The following is a 16,726-nucleotide window of genomic DNA, read 5'->3' as shown; positions in this document are numbered from 1 at the left end:
CGACAGGAGTTCACATGACCCTCTCCGCGGAACCCCTCACCACCGCACCACCCGACGCCGGAGTCGCCGGTGGCAAACCACTCCGTATTCCATTGCCGGGCAAGGCGATCACGCGTCGTGCTCGGTCGGCGCTGCTGACCGCCGTTCCATTGGCGGGCCTGGTGCTGCTGTGGTACCTGCTCACCACCAACCAGGTGGTGCTGTGGCTGCGCTTCGACAAGATCCCCACGCCCGGTGCGGTGTTCGAGTCCTTCCGTACCCAACTCGGCACCGCCTCCTACTACGGCGACATCCTCGCCAGCACCCGCCGTATCCTGATCGGATTCGGCCTGGCCACCGTGACCGGTGTGCTGATCGGCATGGCGATCGGGCGCTCGCGCACGGTCAGCGCGCTGGTGCGGCCGGTGGTCGAGGTCTTCCGGCCGATCCCCGCGATCGCCCTGGTGCCGCTGGCCATCCTGCTGTTCCCGACCGGGGAGCAGGGCATCGTGTTCATCACGTTCTTCGCCGCGTTCTTCCCGGTGACCGTCAGCACCATCCACGCCATGCACGCGCTGCCGAAGGTGTGGGAGGAGGCGGCCCGCACGCTGGGCGCGCGACGGCACGAGATCCTGTTCCGGATCGCGCTGCCCGGCGCGCTGCCCGGCATCTTCTCCGGACTGTCGGTGGCGATGGGTGTCGCGTGGATCTGCGTGATCAGCGCGGAGATGATCTCCGGGCAGTTCGGCATCGGCTACTTCACCTGGCAGTCCTACGGTCTGCTCGACTACGCGAGTGTGGTGGTCGGCATGCTGACCATCGGCCTGCTCGGCTGGGCCACCGCGTTCGGGGTGGAACAGCTCGGCCGCCGGGTGAACCGATGGCTGCCGAGGGCCGTCCGGTGAGCGCGGGGGCGTCGGTGCGGTTGGCGGGGCTGCGCATCGCCTACGGGGACAGCCTCGCCGCCGAAGTGGACCTGACGGTGGCGCCGGGGGAGATCGTGGTGCTGCTCGGGCCGTCGGGCTGCGGCAAGTCCACGGTCCTGCGCGCGATGGCCGGGCTGCTGCCGCCGGTCGGCGGCACGGTCTCCGTCGACGGCGCGACCGTCGGGGCGGACGCCGGCGGCTGCGCCATGGTGTTCCAGGAGGACGCGCTGCTGCCGTGGCGCACCGCCCGCCGCAACGTGGAGTTCGCGCTGAAGTTGCGCGGCGTGCCGCGCGGCCGGCGGCGCGCGGAGGCGCTGGACCTGCTCGACCAGGTGGGCCTGGCCGGCTACGGGGACCACCTGCCCGGCGCGCTCTCGGGCGGGATGCGCCAGCGGGTGCAGCTGGCCCGCACCCTGGCCGCGCGGCCGCGGGTGCTGCTCATGGACGAGCCGTTCGGCGCGCTGGACGCCCAGACCAGGGCCGAGATGCAACGGCTGCTGATCTCGGTGTGGCAGCACCACCGCACCACCGTCCTGTTCGTCACCCACGACGTGGACGAGGCGCTGCTGCTCGCCGACCGGATCGTGCTGCTCTCGCCGCGCCCGGCGCGGATACGGCGCATCGTCGCGATCGACAGTCCCCGGGCGCCCGGCGCGCGGTTCGAACCCGAATTCGCCCGCAGGCGATACGAAATCCTGGCCGCGCTCGGCGAGACCGCCGCCGGCTCGACGGAGAGGAGCGCGTCATGACCTTCGTCATCGGCGCCGCGTGCGTGGACGTGATGGACCGCGCGTGCGTGGAGGAATGCCCGGTGGACTGCATCTACACCGGCGGGCGGATGGCCTACATCCACCCCGCCGAATGCGTGGACTGCGGCGCCTGCGAACCGGTGTGCCCGGTGGAGGCGATCTACCTCGACGCCGACATCCCGGCCGACCAGCGCGAGTTCGTCGACGAGAACGCGCGGTTCTTCGCCGAACCGCTGCCGGGGCGCGAGGCGCCGCTCGGATCGCCGGGCAGCGCGGCGAAAGCCGGTGAGATCGGGGTCGATACGCCGTTCGTCACGGAGTACGGGGTCTGACCCGATCCGGTGGCGGAGCGTCCCCCCGTGCGCGCCCTGGTCCGGTGGCGGAGCGTGCTCCGAGCCCGCCCGGTCCGGTGGCGGAGCGTCCCCCGAGCCCGCTCCGGTCCAGCGGCGCAGCATCCCTCGCGTCCGCGTGGGGTACGGGGAGAACCCGCGGTCGCGATACAGCGCGTATTGCGGCGCGCCCGCCACGGTCTCGTCCGTAGGTCGACCGTGGGAGGCAGGCAAGCGCCGGCGACACCGCCTCAGTGGAATGGCACAGCCTCGCTCGGGCCGCCCATGATCCGGCGTCACCGGCGTCACCGGCGGTCACCGGCGTGACGCGCGATATCTGTTGTAGCGCTGTGTGTTTCGGTGACAACGTCGTCGTCCGCGATGTCGCACCACTTCCAGTTACCGTCGAGTAACCTACGCCCGTTGTGAGTACTGAACAGTACCGCGCGAACTGGACACCGGATCGGCTCGGAGTTGGTATTTTCCCGGAAACCCGCCGTACGGCGGGTGTGGTACGAGTCGACGGGGGACCGCGGGCGCGTGTTCGAGTGGGATCTACCCGGCAGCGGGTCGGGTGTGCTGATGTTGGCGCGGGAGCGTGGCGTGGCGGCGGCGCCGGGGCCGCCGAGCGCGGACTGGGAGCTGGGCGCGGTGCGCGTGCTGGTGCGGCGTTTCGGCGGCGAACCCGGCCTCGGGCTGGAAGCGGGCCGCCGGTGCGCGGTGCGGGTCGGCGGGCCGTGGGGGCTGGCCGCGCTGTCCAGCAGCACGCTGCGGCAGGTGATCGACCTCGCGGTGCGCTATGCCGACCCTGGCTCCGGTCTGGGGCGCTTGACCTTCCGGGAGGACGAGCGGGAGGCGGCGCTGGTGTTCGACGACCTGTCGGTGCCCGGCGATCTGCGCCCGTTTCTCGCCGAGCGCGCCTTCGCGGAGATCCAGGGGATCGGTGCGCGATTGTTCGCCGCGGGGTTGCCGGTGCGGCGGGTGACGTTCCGGCACGGCATGCCCGCGCACACCCGGCGTCATCGCGCCGTGTTCGGGGTGGAGCCGCACTTCCGCGCGGCCGAGGACGCGCTGGTGTTCGCCGCCGCGTCGCTGGACCGGCGGTTGCCCCGCCCCACCAAGGGCGCGCGCGACTCCGCGGCGCGCCTGTGCCGGGATCTGTTGGACGACCGCAGCATTCTGACCGGCGTGGCCGCCGAGGTGCGCGAGGTGCTGATCCGCGATCCCGGCGTGATCCCCGATCTCACCGAGGTGGCCGCCGCGCTGTACATGAGTCCGCGCACCCTCTCGCGCAAGCTCAGCATGGAGGGCACCACGTTCCGGGTGCTGGTGGACGAGGTGCGCCAGGCGCTGTCCGAACAGCTGCTCGGGCACACCCGGATGACCACCGAGCAGGTCGCCAGCAGGCTCGGCTACGCGGAATCCGCGTCGTTCATCCGCGCCTTCCGGCGCTGGAACGGGTGCCCGCCCAGGGATTTCCGCTCCCGGGCGGGCGTCCGTGCCTGAGCCGCGCTAGATCTTGCGGATGACGGTGACGACCTTGCCCAGCACGCGGGCGTCGTTGCCGGGGATCGGCTCGAACAGCGGGTTGTGCGGCATCAGCCAGACGTCCTTGCCGGTGCGCTTGAAGGTCTTGACGGTGGCCTCGCCGTCGATCATCGCCGCGACGATATCGCCGTTGTCGGCGACGTTCTGCTGGCGCACCACCACCCAGTCGCCGTCGCAGATGGCCGCGTCGACCATCGACTGACCGACCACCTTCAGCAGGAACAGCGAGCCCTCGCCGACCAGCTCGCGCGGCAGCGGGAACACGTCCTCCACGGCCTGTTCGGCGAGAATCGGCCCACCGGCAGCGATCCGGCCGAGCACCGGGACGAACGTCGGCTCCGGACGGCCGGAATCGGCCACCGCCGCGTCGGCGTCGTCCAGGGCGGCGGCGCCCGGCAGGCTGGTCACCGCGCGCACGGCCTCGTCGAGGCCGCGCACGTCCACGGCGCGCGGACGATTCGGGTCGCGCCGCAGGTAGCCCTTGCGCTCGAGCGCGCGCAGCTGGTGGGCCACCGAGGAGGTGGAGGTGAGGCCGACCGCGTCGCCGATCTCCCGGATGCTCGGGGGGTAGCCGCGCTCGCTCACCGAGGTGCGGATGACCTCGAGGACCTTGCGCTGACGCGCGGTGAGATCGGTGCCGTTGAGAGCGGGGTCCGCGCCGGTGCCGCCCTCGTCGTCCGCGTCGTCTGTATGGCTCACCGGGTCCGCCCTTCCTGTGGTAGTCATCGCCCTTCGAATCTAGTCCGGTCCCGGCCCCGGATCAAACATCTGTTCGACGCATGTCGGGCGTTTCCCGCTGACATTGTCGGTGGCTCGTGGTAGAAATTCGAACATCAGTTCTTCGAACAAGTGATCGAACGCGACTCCTTCGAGCCATCCCCACAGCATCCATACGGAGGTTTGTCCGATGAACACAGCGATCCGCGAAACCCGCACCGCCGCCGATGCGCCCGCGCCGCTCGACCAGCTCCGCGCCCGGCGCACCGCCCAGCGCGGCGTCGTGCGGCGGGAGGTCGCCGAGCGCGGCCCCCGCGCGGGTGGCCCCGGCGTCGACGCGCGTGTCTACCGGCGCGGGCCGGTGCGCACCCCCGCCCTGCGGTACACCCGCGGCGCGCACCCGGTGCGCAGCGCCGAGGAGGCGCAGGTCGGCTTCGCCACCCTCGCTCTCGCCGCCCTGATCACCGCGATGTTCGTCATCGCCCTCATCGGCCTGGCCCACTGGCGCGCGGGCTCGATCGAGGGCACCGTGCCCGCCCCCGCGCCTGTTCAGGTCGAACAGCCCACGTGGGGTGGCGCCGTCCCCGCGCGCTGACGCCGCGACGGGGTCCCGCCGGGCCGTGGCCGATCCGGCCGATTCGGCGGCCGAAAATATCGATCGAGAACTGGAACACGTTGCTACTGTGCTGAAAACGTGACCCAGGCAACATCTTTGCCTCGATCGAGTCGGGATCCCCAGCCATGTCGCAGCACCCCGCGCGTCGCGCGTCGCGCGCACTCACCGCCCTGCTCTTCTGCCTCCTGCTCGGAGTCGCCGCCCTACCCGCCGCGCACGCGACGCCCGCCTACCACGGATATCTCGACCTGCCCTCCCTCAACGGCGAGGGCGAGCGCGGCGGCGGCTTGCATCCGGATCTCCCGCTGGACGAACCCACCCTGCGCGCCGCGCTGGATCGGGCACGTGCCGACGGGATCGCCCCGCGCCGCTACGCCACACTGCTGCACCAGTATTGGCTCGTGGTGGCCACCGGCAACGCCGCCATCGACCTGACCGGCTGGGACCCGAACCGCGGCGTCGCCGCCAACGCGCCCACGTTCAACCAGGTCTACGTCAACTACTTGCGCTTGGCCACCGCGCATCCCGAGTTCTGGTGGGCCGGTCTGGCCGGCATCGCGGGTGGTTCGTTCGCCTCCGGCTTCTTCGACATGAGCGACGTGGGCGGCGTCCTCGACCTGCCCGGCATCCACCAGCTCGGCAACGCCGTCGCCGACCTGTTGCGCGGCACACCACCGGAATTGGCGGGCGCCGTGCCCGCCGACATCCGGCTGCTGGCCACCGAGGGATCGCGTCTCACCGTCGCCGACATCACCTGGTACCAGACCCGGCTGATGATCATGCAGCGCCACATCTTCACCGACCTGGTCCCCATGCACGAGGCTTACGTCGCCCGCGGCCTGGCCGGGATCGACGAAATGCTCGCCGCCGGCCTCATCGACGCCGACATCCACGCGGCCTGGCGGTCGATCGAATCCGGCACTCGCGAGGGCTACATCGACGCCCTGATCCGCATGACCGACCGCGAGCAGAACCACGTCATCGCCGACCAGTGGGACGAGACCTCCGGCGGGCGCGGCGTGATGGGCCGGGTGCTCACCTATGTCAGCACCGTCGCGGGCAAACCCGCTGTGCCCGGCGTGCGGGCGCCAGGGGTGTTCGCGCCCGTGACGGTGCGCGCCGAAGTGGGCGGCCGCAGCCTCGCGCTGCGCATGCCGCTGCCCGATTTCAACTGGGCCGACCGCGACACCCGCTGGACCTACATCACCGGCGACCTGGTGCCCCGCCACATCGATCTGGAGTCGAACGCCGCGCTCGCCGCCACCGTGCTGGGCGAGCCGTTCGCCGACAAGCTGGCGCGCGGCCGGTTGCTGCCCCGGCTGCCCGATCTGCTCGCCGATCTCACCGCGCACTGGCAACTGGTCGGGTGATCGGCAGCGCCGCCCGGAACGCCCGGTTCCGGCACGGGTATCCTCGAAGGACTATGAAGGTATACCGGAGGTCGCCAGGGGTATACCTGCGCCGGGTACATCGACGAAGGATCTCGGATGCATTGCCCGTACTGCCGACACCCTGACTCGCGGGTGGTCGATTCGCGCGAGGCCGAGGAGGGCGCGGCCATCCGCCGCCGCCGCTCGTGCCCGAACTGCGGGCGGCGCTTCACCACGGTGGAGACCGCGATCCTGTCGGTGGTCAAGCGCAGCGGCGTCACCGAACCGTTCAGCCGCGAGAAGGTGATCCGCGGTGTGCGGCGCGCCTGCCAGGGCCGCGAGGTCGACGACGACGCCCTGAACCTGCTCGCCCAGCAGGTCGAGGACGCGGTGCGCGCCAAGGGTTCCCCGGAGGTCCCCAGCCACGAGGTCGGCCTGGCCATCCTGGGCCCGCTGCGCGATCTGGACGAGGTCGCCTACCTGCGCTTCGCCTCGGTCTACCGTTCCTTCACCTCCGCCGAGGACTTCGAACACGAGATCCGCGACATGCGCGCCGCCCGCGCGGCGGCGGCCGTCACCGCCGACTGAGAGCGCGGTCCGAGGTCGGACCGCCCGAGCGTGTTTCGACCGGTCGGCCAGGGCGGTCCCACGTGCCCCGGCCGAGGTCTGCCATTCGGGCGGGCCGGAGAAGAGGTGGGGGAGTAAGGCGCAACGCCGTCGCGGGTTCGACCGGGCGCTGTTTCGGCGACGTGGCCCGGTCGTCCCTCAGCGGCGTATCGAGGCGATCGCCTTCTCGATCCGTTTGGCCGACACCGGGTACGGGGTGCCGAGCTTCTGGGCGAACAGGCTCACGCGGAGTTCCTCGATCATCCACCAGATCGCGGTGACGTCGGGGGCGTGTTTACGCCCCTCGGGCAGGCTCGCGACCAGGCGGTCGTAGGCGTCGAGCACGCGGTCGATCTCGGCCATGCCCTGACGGTCGCGCACGGCCGAACCCGGCAGCGATTCCAGCCGCGCCAGCGCGGCCCGGAGGTAGCGGGGGAGTTCCCGCAGCCGCTCCCCGCCCCATTCGGTGACGAAACCGGCGAACACCAGGTCGGCGAGCTGGTGGCGGACGTCGTCGGCGATATCGCGTTCGGCGACACCGGTCAGCGCCGAGGACACCGCGTGCGCCGCCGCGAGCACCGGCACCACCCGCCGCACGATCCGCGCCACCTCCGTCGCCAGCTTCGGCCGGACGGCGGCGACGAGCGCGTCGAAGGCGCCCGGATCGCGCACCGGCCCGCCCGCCGCGGCGATCAGCTCGTCGGCGGCCGCGGCGCGGCAGTCCTCGATCAGCGCGTCCAGCGAACCGTACGGATTCTGGCTCAGCGCAAGGCGATCCGTGGCCGACAGCCCCGAGGTGACGGTGCGCGTGGAGGTCGGGATCGCGGCCAGCACCAGGGCGCGGGTGCCCGCGCGCATGGCGGCGGCCTGGGCGGCGGGGGAGCTGAGCACCCGCACCGCGACACCCTCCTTCTCGGGCACCAGCGCCGGGTAGCCGGTCACGGTCTGCCCCGCCACCTGCCGGCGCACGGTGGGCTCGAGCGTGCCCAGCGACTCGGACGTCCACACCGTCGCGGCCGGGCGTTCCGCACCCGCTGCGGCCCGCGCGACCGACTTCGAAACCTGTTCGGCGAGCTTGGTTTTCAGTGCGGCCAGGTCCTTGCCCTTGGCGAGCACCCGCCCGCCGCGATCCACGGCCGCGAACGTCATGCGCAGGTGATCGGGCAGCGCCGCGGGGTCCAGATCCTTCGGCGCGATGGTCACCGACCCCAGGCGTGTCAGTTCCCGCGCGAGCCCGGTGCGCAGCGGCTCGGCGCGCGGGGTGAGCGCGGCCAGCGCGGCGGCGGCGAAGTCGGGCGCGGGAACCACGGTGCGCCGCAAGGTCTTCGGCAACGTCTTGATGAGCGCGGCGGCCAGCTCCTCCCGCATACCGGGCACCAGCCAGTCGAAGCCGACGGCCCGCACGTGCGCGAGCTGCTCCACCGGGATGCGGACGGTGACGCCGTCGTCCTCCTGACCGGGCTCGAACTGGTAGGTCAGCGGGAAGCTGAGTTCGCCCTGGCGCCAGGCGTCGGGGAACGCGGTCGGGTCCAGCGCGGCGGCCTTCTCGTTCACCACCGTGGATTTCGTGAAGTCCAGCAGCGCGGGATCTTTGCGTCGCGCCGTGCGCCACCAGGTGTCGAAATGCCGCGCCGACACCACGTCGGCGGGGACGCGCTTGTCGTAGAACTCGAACAGCACCTCGTCGTCGACGAGGATGTCGCGGCGGCGCGCCCGGTGTTCGAGATCGGCGACGTCCTCGAGCAGCGCGCGGTTGCGATGGAAGAACTCGTGGCGGGTCTGCCATTCGCCCTGCACCAGCGCGTGCCGCAGGAACAGTTCGCGCGACAGTTCGGGATCGATGCGCCCGTAGTCCACCGGACGCCCCGTCACCAGCGGCACCCCGTAGAGCGTGACCCGCTCGTAGGCGCGGGCGGCGCCGCGTTTGCTGGACCAATGCGGTTCGGAGTAGGTGCGTTTCACCAGATCGCCCGCGAGCCGTTCGGCCCACTCCGGTTCCACCTTGGCCGCCATCCGCCCCCACAGCCGGGAGGTCTCGACCAACTCCGCCGCCATCACCCACCGCGGCGGCTTCTTCGCCAGCGACGAGCCGGGGAAGATCATGAACTTGGCGTTGCGCGCGCCGAGGAACTCCCGCGATTCGGCCTCGCGCACACCGATATGGGACAGCATGCCCGCCAGGAGGGATTGGTGGATCGCCGTCGAGTCCCAGGGGAGACCGTCGGACACGGTGGGTTTGCCGCGCCCGGCGCCTCGCGCCGCACGGCCGGAGCCGGCCGCCGCAGGCACAGATTCTGTTGCCGCCGAGGTGGTTTCGGAATCCGATCGGCGACCGGAATCCCTCGCCGTCCGGCTGCTTTCGGCCGACCAGCCCAGTCCCTTGGTGATGGTCCGCAGCTGCCCGTGCAGATCCTGCCACTCCCTGATCCGCAGGTAGTGCAGGAACTCGTCGCGGCACATGCGCCGGAACTGATTGGACGACAGCGACTTCCGCTGTTCGGTCAGGTAGTCCCACAGCCGCAGGTAGGCCAGGAAGTCCGAGCCCTCCACGGTGAACCTGGCGTGCTTCTCATCCGCGGCCTGCTGATGCTCGGCCGGGCGCTCGCGCACATCCTGGATGGACAGCGCCGCCACGATCACCAGCACGTCGGCCAGGCAGCCGTCGCGATGCGCCTGCACCAGCATCCGCGCCATGCGCGGATCGACGGGCAGCTGCGCCATATCGCGGCCCACCGGCGTGAGCGTGAGCTCGGCTTCGCCGCGCGCCAGCGCGCCCAGCTCCTCGAGCAGGGCGATGCCGTCGCGGATGGCGCGACCGTCGGGGGCCTCCACGAACGGGAAGCTCTCGATATCGCCGAGCCCGAGCGCGGTCATCTGGAGGATGACGGCGGCGAGGTTGGTGCGCAGGATCTCCGGTTCGGTGAACGCGGGCCGCGACTCGAAATCGTCCTCGGCGTAGAGGCGGATCGCGATGCCGTCGGCGACGCGGCCGCAGCGGCCGGAGCGCTGCCGCGCCGAGGCCTGCGAGACCGGTTCGATCGGCAGCCGCTGCACCTTCGTGCGCATCGAATAGCGCGAGATGCGGGCGGTGCCCGGATCCACGACATAGCGGATGCCCGGCACGGTGAGTGAGGTCTCGGCCACGTTGGTGGCCAGCACCACGCGCCGGCCGGTGTGCGGGGCGAACACCCGGTGCTGTTCGGCCGCCGAGAGCCGGGCGTAGAGCGGCAGGATCTCGGTGCGCGGCAGCTTCAGATCGCGCAGGGCGTCGGCGGTGTCGCGGATCTCGCGTTCCCCCGAGAGGAAGACCAGCACGTCGCCGTCGCCCTCGGCGAACAGTTCGCGCACCGCGTCGCCGATGGCGTCGGTCGGGTCGCGGTCCACCACCCGGGTGTCCTCGTCGTCCTCGTCGGCCGCGGGCAGCTCCAGCGAGAGCGGCCGGTACCGGATCTCGACCGGATAGGACCGCCCGGAGACCTCGACAATCGGTGCGGGCGTGCCCTTCTCGTCGGCGAAGTGCCGGGCGAACAGCTCCGGGTCGATGGTCGCCGAGGTGATGATCACCTTCAGGTCGGGCCTGCGCGGCAGCAGCTGTTTCAGGTAGCCGAGCAGGAAGTCGATATTGAGGCTGCGCTCGTGCGCCTCGTCGATGATGATCGTGTCGTAGCGGCGCAGCAGCCGGTCGCGCTGGATCTCGGCGAGCAGGATGCCGTCGGTCATGAGTTTGACCAGGGTGCGCTCGGAGGCGTGGTCGGTGAAGCGCACCGTGTAGCCCACCACGTCGCCCAGTTCGGTGCCCAGCTCCTCGGCGATGCGTTCGGCGACCGTGCGCGCAGCCAGCCTGCGCGGCTGGGTGTGGCCGATGGCGCCGCGGATGCCGCGGCCCAGTTCCAGGCAGATCTTCGGGATCTGGGTGGTCTTGCCCGACCCCGTCTCGCCCGCGACGATCACCACCTGGTGCTCGGCGATGGCCTTCGCGATATCGGCGCGGCGCGTGGTGACGGGCAGCTGCTCGGGGTAGCGAATGCGCGGCACCGCCGCGCGGCGTGCTTCGACCCGCAGTTCGGCGGCGTCGATCTCGGCGGCGATCTGCTCCAATTCCGCGCCGCGGGCCCGGTCCAGCCGACGGCGCAGCCGGTGCTCGTCGCGGAGGGAGAGATTCGCCAGGCGGGTGCGGAGCTCGCGCGCTCCGGTGTCAGCTGTCCTGGTCATCGCGCCGTCCAGCCTACCGGGCCGGGCCCGACCGCCCGTCGTGACGGCGGCGACACCCGCCCGCGCGGAGATTGCCACCCGTGTGCCGGTGCCGGTGATTCGGCGGGGCGATCGGCCCCGCGTGTGCGAGGATCGCCCCATGAACGCGGGCTCGGGCACGGCGTGGTGGATCAGGGGGCTCCGGGTTGCCTTCGGTGTACTCGGTGTCGTGGCGCTGGTGTGGATTCCGGTGCGCAACCTGGACGTCGAGACCTTCTCGACGGCGAACTACTTCAGCTACTTCACCATCCAGTCCAACGTCGTGGGCGTCGTGGTGCTGTTGATCGGCGGCCTGCGCGATCCGCTCGCGCAACGCTGGCAGGTGATCCGCGGCGCGGCCACGCTCTACCTGATGATCACCGGCGTCGTGTACGCGGTGCTGCTGGCCGATATCGACGTGATGCTCACCGACAAGTGGATCAACGACATCCTGCACCGCGTGCTCCCGATCGTGCTGGTGCTCGACTGGCTCGCGGCCCCCGCCGCCCTGGCGATCACCGGCAAACTGATCGGTGGCTGGCTGATCTATCCCGTCGTCTACGGCGCCTACACCCTCATTCGCGGCCCGATCGTGGACTGGTACCCGTACCCGTTCATCGATCCTCGCGAACAAGGTTATGTGTCGCTCACCATCGGGCTGATCGTACTGACCGGGGTGTTCGCGCTGCTGGCCGTGGCGGTGGCGGCGGTGGGGAATCTCGCCGGGCGGTGGCGGGAACGGAGTCCGGCCCCATAGGCCCCGGCCGGGCGGGCGGCGGCGCGGTGCGGTAAAGGTGGTGGACATGAGTGCGTTGTGGCATGGGTTCGCCGATATGGGTGCCGTCGAGCGGGACGGCGCGTTCGTGGTGGCGCGTGGGGAGGGCGCCTACATCTACGACGAGGCGGGCACCCGCTACCTCGACGCCACCGCCGGGCTGTGGTTCGCCAACGTGGGGCACGGTCGCGCGGAGATCGCGGAGGCGGCCGCCGCCCAGATGCGCACGCTCGCGCACTATTCCAACTTCGGCGATCTCGCCGCGCCCGTCACGCGGGAGCTGGCCGAGCGGCTCGCGGCGATCGCGCCGGTGCCCGGCAGCAAGATCCTGTTCACCTCGGGCGGTTCGGACGCGATCGACACCGCCGCCAAGCTGGCCCGCCGCTACTGGCACGTGCGGGGCAAACCGGAGAAGACGCTGGTGGTGGGCCGCGAACGCGCCTATCACGGCATGCACATCGGCGGCACGGCGCTCGCCGGTATCCCGGTGAACCGCGAGGGGTACGGCGAGTTCGTGCCCGATGCGCGCACCGTCGCCTGGGACGACCCGAAGGGCCTGCTGAGCCTGATCGAGGAGGTGGGCGCCGACCGCGTCGCCGCGTTCTTCTGCGAACCGGTCATCGGTGCGGGCGGGGTGTACCCGCCGCCGCAGGGCTATCTCGCCGAGGTGCGCGAGCTGTGCCGCGAGCACGACATCCTGTTCGTCGTCGACGAGGTGGTGACCGGGTTCGGCCGCATCGGCGGCAGCTGGTTCGCCTCCTCCCGCTTCGACCTCCAGCCCGACATCATGACCACCGCGAAGGGCCTCACCAGCGGCTACCTGCCGATGGGCGCGGTCTTCGCCGCGCCGCACCTGGCCGAGCCGTTCTTCGCCGGCGGGGTGTGGTGGCGGCACGGCTACACCTACGGCGGGCACGCGGCGGCCGCCGCCGCGGCCATGGCGAACCTCGACATCCTCGAGCGCGAGAACCTGCTCGCCGCCTCCGCCCGGCTGGAGGGCACGCTGCACGAGAAGCTCGCCCCGCTGGCCGCGCACCCGCGCGTGTCGGAGGTGCGCAGCGGGTTCGGCGCGGTGGCGGCCGTGCAGCTGGCCGATCCGTCCGAAGCGCTCGGACTCGTGAAAGACCTGCGGGCCCAAGGGGTTTCGAGCCGTGCCGCCGGGCAGGGCGCCTTGCAGATCTCGCCGTCGTTCGTGATCACCGACGAGCAGGTGGACGAACTCGTCGCCGCATTCACGCGCGCGCTCGGCTGACCGCACCCGAAATTCACTGGCCGGGCGTGCCCGCCCGGCGCTACCTTTTCCTGTTCGCATTCGTCGTCGCGGGGAGGGAAAGGTATGGAGGCGGCCGTCACGGTCACTCCGGATCAGCTGCCGGAGCTGTTGCTGCACGTCGCCGTCGTCCGGCCGGTATTCCTGTGGGGCGCACCGGGTATCGGCAAGAGCTCGCTGGTGCGCACGTTCGCCGAATCGCTCGGACTGGAGTGCGTGACGCTGCTCGGCACCCAGCTGGCGCCCGAGGATCTGATCGGGGTGCCGCAGATCGTCGGCGACCGCAGCCGGTTCGCGCCGCCCGAGATCATCGCCCGCCCGGAGCCGTACTGCCTGTTCCTGGACGAGCTGAACGCCGCCTCCCCGGAGGTGCAGAAGTCGTTCTACTCGCTGATCCTGGACCGTCGCATCGGCACCTATGAACTGCCCGCGGGCTCGGTCGTCATCGGCGCGGGCAACCGCGCCACCGACAACGCGCTCGCACGCCCGATGGCCTCGGCGCTGGTCAACCGCATGGTGCACCTCCACCTGCGCGCCGATGTGGACGACTGGCTGAAATGGGCCGCGCACCACGACATCCACCCGTGGATCGTGCGCTACCTGACCCAGCGCCCCGACCACCTGTGGTCGCCGACGCCGAAGACCGAGGCGCCGTTCTCCACCCCGCGCGGCTGGCACATGCTCTCCGACGCCCTGCACTCCTGCGGCGAGGACGTCGGCGCGGAAACCCTGGAAGTGCTGGCGGCGGGCACCCTCACCGCGGGGCACGCCTCGGCGTTCCGCGCGTTCGTGAAGACCATCCGGCACGCCTACGACCTCGACGCCGTGCTGAAGGGCGAGGCGGATTGGCCGCGCGAGCCCGCCGACCGCGATCTGCTCTACTTCCTCTCCGAGACCTTCCGCGCCCGGCTGATCAAGGAGTTGCCCGGTGCGCGCGCCCAGGTTTCGCCCACGGTGAGCCGATTCGTGTTGCGCGCCAAGGCGATGCTGGTCGAGCTCGCCGAGATCTCGGTCGAGTGCGCGCAATTGGTGATCGCCTCCGACGAGGACGGCGCGCCGGTGCTGCCCGCGTGGTTCCTCGTGGAGGTCTCGCGCGATCTGCCCCGACTGGCCGCGCGGCGCTGAGATGGCGGGTTCGCGACGCAAGCGCAAGGAATCCGTCGACCCGTGGCGCAAGGCCGTGGAGGACGGCTGGCAGATCGCGCGCGGACACCGCGCGCTGGGATACCTGGCGGGCCACTTCTACGCGCTCGATGAGCACACGCCGCGCGAGGTATGGGCGCAGATCTTCGGCGGCGCCGTCGGCTTCCACCCGAAACGTCGTGCCACCGCGGCGGAATGGGCGTGGGCGTTCGCGCACTGCCTGCTGCACGCGGGGTTCGGGCACCTCGATCCGCGCATCGCCGACCGACGCAATCTCGGCCCCGAGCCCGACGGCTCGGCGCGAAGGCGCGATCTGTGGGAGCCACATCCGGCCTATCGCGCCGCCTGTTGCGCGGTGGTCGATCAGTACCTGGCCACCATGAAGATCGGCGCCCGCCCGCTCGACTTCCCGGCCGCGCCCCCGATCTCGGACGAACACGCGACGGCGCTGCGGTGGGGCGACACCGCGGTTCCCGCAGCCTACGAGCGGCCGGAGACCCCCGATTTCTTCATCAGTGGCGCCGGGGCAGCGGCCCGCGCCGACCACCAGGGCGCGTTCGCCACCGGTCTGGCCGCGGCCGCCCGCGACGCGCTCGCCCTCGCCGGTGGTGTGCACACCGTCGACGGACTGCGGAACAAGCAGCCGTGGGACCTGGCGCTGGGCTGGTTCGTGTCCTCGTATCCGCTGCTCGGCGCGCTGGCCGCGGGGATGACGGTGGTGGCCGACGCGGATCTCGCACGCGGCTGGGACATCTCGATCGCCGCCGTGAACGCCGAAGCGGCCGAGATCTACGTCAACCCGCTGGCCGGGCTGACGACCGACGAGTGGCGTTTCGTCCTCGCGCACGAGATGCTGCACGCCGCGCTGCGCCACGGCGAGCGCGCGGGCTGGCGCGACCACTACCTGTTCAACGTGGCCTGCGACTACGTGGTGAACGGCTGGCTGGTCGAGATGGCGGTGGGGGAGATGCCCGAGGGCCTGCTCTACGACCCCGAGCTGAAAGGGTGTTCCGCCGAGGAGATCTACGACCGGCTCGCCACCGACCTGCGGCGCCAGCGCAAACTGCGCACCCTGCGCGGACGCGGTCTGGGCGACGTGCTCGGCGAGCCGCCGGCGCATCCCGGCAGCGCCGGACGCTACGTGGACCTCGACGAGTACTACCGCAACGCGCTCGTCACCGGGCTGGCCTACCACCTCAACAGTGGGCGCGGCGACGTCCCCGCCGGGCTGGAACAGGCGATCCGGGCGCTGGACCAGCCGCCGCTGCCGTGGGACGCGCAACTCGCGCGCTGGTTCGACGAGTACGTCCCGGCCGTCGAACGCCGCCGCAGCTACGCCCGCGCCTCCCGGCGCCAGGCATCCACGCCCGACATCCCGCGCCCGGCCTGGGTGCGCCCGGAGGATCAGGTGCGGATGCCCACGTTCGGCGTCGTCCTCGACACGTCCGGGTCGATGGATGTGAAGCTGCTCGGTAAAGGGTTGGGCGCCATCGCTTCCTACGCGCTGGCACGGGACGTGTCGCGCGCCCGGGTCGTCTACTGCGACGCCGCCGCCCACGACGCCGGCTACCTGCCGGTCGAAGAGATCGCGCGCGGCGTGCGGGTGCGCGGGCGCGGCGGCACCGTGCTGCAACCGGGCATCCGCCTGCTCGAACGCGCCGACGACTTCCCGCCCGACGGCCCGATCCTGGTCATCACCGACGGCGCCTGCGACGTCCTGCGTATCCGCCGCGAACACGCCTTCCTCATCCCGGCGGGCGCGACCCTGCCGTTCCGGCCGCGCGGTCCGGTCTTCCGGATGCGGTGAGTGGTCGCGGTGGCGGCGGAGGCCGGCCCCGGAACCGCTGTGGTGGAGAGGGTTTCGCTCGCCAGTGTGACCCGCGACGGGTCCGAGCGCCTCCATGGTCACTGTGCCCGTGCACCGATGCGACGGAGGCCGTTTCGCGTTCCAGTGCGCAAAGGCAAGGTCAGCTGCCTACAGGGCCAGGGTGAAGAACATGCTGTGCGTGTCCTCGATGTACTCCCCGAACGGTGGGCAGCGCACGAATCCGTGCCGCTCGTAAAGGCGTTGGGCGGGTGCGTAATACGGTGCCGCGCCGGTCTCCAGGCTCAGCCGCCGATAGCCACGGTCTTGTGCGACGTTGATTATGTGAGCGAGCAGCGCAGCCCCCACACCGCGGCCGGTGTGTCCCGGTGCGGTGCGCATGGATTTGATCTCTCCGTGCTCGGCGTCGAGTTCCTTCAGCGCGCCGCACCCGAGGAGGACGGTGGCGTCGCGCATGCTCCACACGGTGACGCCGGGCGCGCGCAGGGCGCCGGGGTCGAGCGCGTGCATGCTGTCGGCGGGGGAGTGCGCGCGCATCTCGGCCAGGTGCGCCGTGAGCAACGCGAGGATGTCGGGGCCGGTGAGGTCGTCGACGCCGATGCGCGGCTGCTGGGACATGAACCAATCTTGACCCTGGATTCTC

General features: G+C 71.3%; 14 protein-coding genes. 11 read left to right on the top strand and 3 right to left on the bottom strand.

Translation table 11 applies throughout. The features are described 5' to 3' along the window. The first annotated feature begins 14 nt into the window (after window positions 1-14). From OHB21_RS34150 to OHB21_RS34135, 4 genes are all read left to right on the top strand, one after another. On the top strand, window positions 15-884 hold the full coding sequence (locus OHB21_RS34150; protein WP_195125575.1) for an ABC transporter permease: 870 nt from the start codon (window positions 15-17) through the stop codon (window positions 882-884). Then, on the top strand, window positions 860-1,654 hold the full coding sequence (locus OHB21_RS34145) for an ABC transporter ATP-binding protein (RefSeq protein WP_195125576.1): 795 nt from the start codon (window positions 860-862) through the stop codon (window positions 1,652-1,654). Before OHB21_RS34150 ends, OHB21_RS34145 begins: the two co-directional genes overlap by 25 nt. After that, the gene (gene fdxA, locus OHB21_RS34140) at window positions 1,651-1,986 is read left to right on the top strand and encodes a ferredoxin (RefSeq protein WP_067504628.1); all 336 of its coding nucleotides are present in this window, start codon (window positions 1,651-1,653) and stop codon (window positions 1,984-1,986) included. The genes OHB21_RS34145 and fdxA overlap by 4 nt, the downstream gene beginning before the upstream one ends. A 537-nt stretch (window positions 1,987-2,523) precedes the next feature. Continuing rightward, a complete protein-coding gene (locus OHB21_RS34135) occupies window positions 2,524-3,489 on the top strand; it encodes an AraC family transcriptional regulator (RefSeq protein WP_147265724.1) in 966 nt (321 codons plus the stop codon). Between the two features lie 6 nt (window positions 3,490-3,495). On the opposite strand, the gene lexA is transcribed toward OHB21_RS34135, so the two are convergent. Next, window positions 3,496-4,257 (bottom strand): transcriptional repressor LexA, encoded by a 762-nt coding sequence (lexA, locus tag OHB21_RS34130; protein ID WP_067504625.1) that lies wholly within the window; start codon window positions 4,255-4,257, stop codon window positions 3,496-3,498. A 181-nt stretch (window positions 4,258-4,438) separates the two neighbouring features. On the opposite strand from lexA, the gene OHB21_RS34125 reads away from it, so the two are divergent. From OHB21_RS34125 to nrdR, 3 genes are all read left to right on the top strand, one after another. Then, complete coding sequence (locus OHB21_RS34125; RefSeq protein ID WP_195125577.1) at window positions 4,439-4,843, top strand: hypothetical protein; 405 nt, start codon at window positions 4,439-4,441, stop codon at window positions 4,841-4,843. A 146-nt stretch (window positions 4,844-4,989) separates the two neighbouring features. Further along, window positions 4,990-6,234: a hypothetical protein gene (locus OHB21_RS34120; protein ID WP_067504551.1), complete on the top strand. Its 1,245-nt coding sequence runs from the start codon at window positions 4,990-4,992 to the stop codon at window positions 6,232-6,234. Window positions 6,235-6,351: 117 nt separating this feature from the next. Further along, entirely contained in the window at window positions 6,352-6,822 is a 471-nt protein-coding gene (gene nrdR / locus OHB21_RS34115) for a transcriptional regulator NrdR (RefSeq protein ID WP_067504548.1), read from the top strand. A gap of 177 nt (window positions 6,823-6,999) precedes the next feature. Here nrdR and hrpA read toward each other — a convergent pair whose 3' ends face one another. Further along, window positions 7,000-11,052, bottom strand: coding sequence for an ATP-dependent RNA helicase HrpA (gene hrpA, locus OHB21_RS34110; RefSeq protein ID WP_195125578.1), 4,053 nt, complete (start codon window positions 11,050-11,052; stop codon window positions 7,000-7,002). Between the two features lie 139 nt (window positions 11,053-11,191). On the opposite strand from hrpA, the gene OHB21_RS34105 reads away from it, so the two are divergent. The 4 genes from OHB21_RS34105 to OHB21_RS34090 all read left to right on the top strand — a co-directional run bounded on the left by OHB21_RS34105 (window position 11,192) and on the right by OHB21_RS34090 (window position 16,065). Next, window positions 11,192-11,827: a Pr6Pr family membrane protein gene (locus tag OHB21_RS34105; protein ID WP_195125579.1), complete on the top strand. Its 636-nt coding sequence runs from the start codon at window positions 11,192-11,194 to the stop codon at window positions 11,825-11,827. Between the two features lie 46 nt (window positions 11,828-11,873). Further along, window positions 11,874-13,097, top strand: a complete 1,224-nt coding sequence (locus tag OHB21_RS34100; RefSeq protein ID WP_195125580.1) for an aminotransferase family protein — start codon at window positions 11,874-11,876, stop codon at window positions 13,095-13,097. A gap of 84 nt (window positions 13,098-13,181) precedes the next feature. Then, window positions 13,182-14,240 carry an AAA family ATPase gene (locus OHB21_RS34095; protein WP_067504539.1) on the top strand — a complete coding sequence of 353 codons (1,059 nt, stop codon included), beginning with the start codon at window positions 13,182-13,184 and terminating at the stop codon, window positions 14,238-14,240. A gap of 1 nt (window position 14,241) precedes the next feature. After that, window positions 14,242-16,065 (top strand): vWA domain-containing protein, encoded by a 1,824-nt coding sequence (locus OHB21_RS34090; protein ID WP_195125581.1) that lies wholly within the window; start codon window positions 14,242-14,244, stop codon window positions 16,063-16,065. 168 nt (window positions 16,066-16,233) lie between these two features. Here OHB21_RS34090 and OHB21_RS34085 read toward each other — a convergent pair whose 3' ends face one another. After that, window positions 16,234-16,701 (bottom strand): GNAT family N-acetyltransferase, encoded by a 468-nt coding sequence (locus OHB21_RS34085; RefSeq protein WP_067504532.1) that lies wholly within the window; start codon window positions 16,699-16,701, stop codon window positions 16,234-16,236. Between the last annotated feature and the right edge of the window lie 25 nt (window positions 16,702-16,726).

This window comes from Nocardia puris, from assembly GCF_036051655.1.
Classification (GTDB): Bacteria; Actinomycetota; Actinomycetes; order Mycobacteriales; family Mycobacteriaceae; genus Nocardia; species Nocardia puris.
Note: the sequence above shows the minus strand (reverse complement) of the source record. Positions and strands in the feature narration are given on the sequence as shown.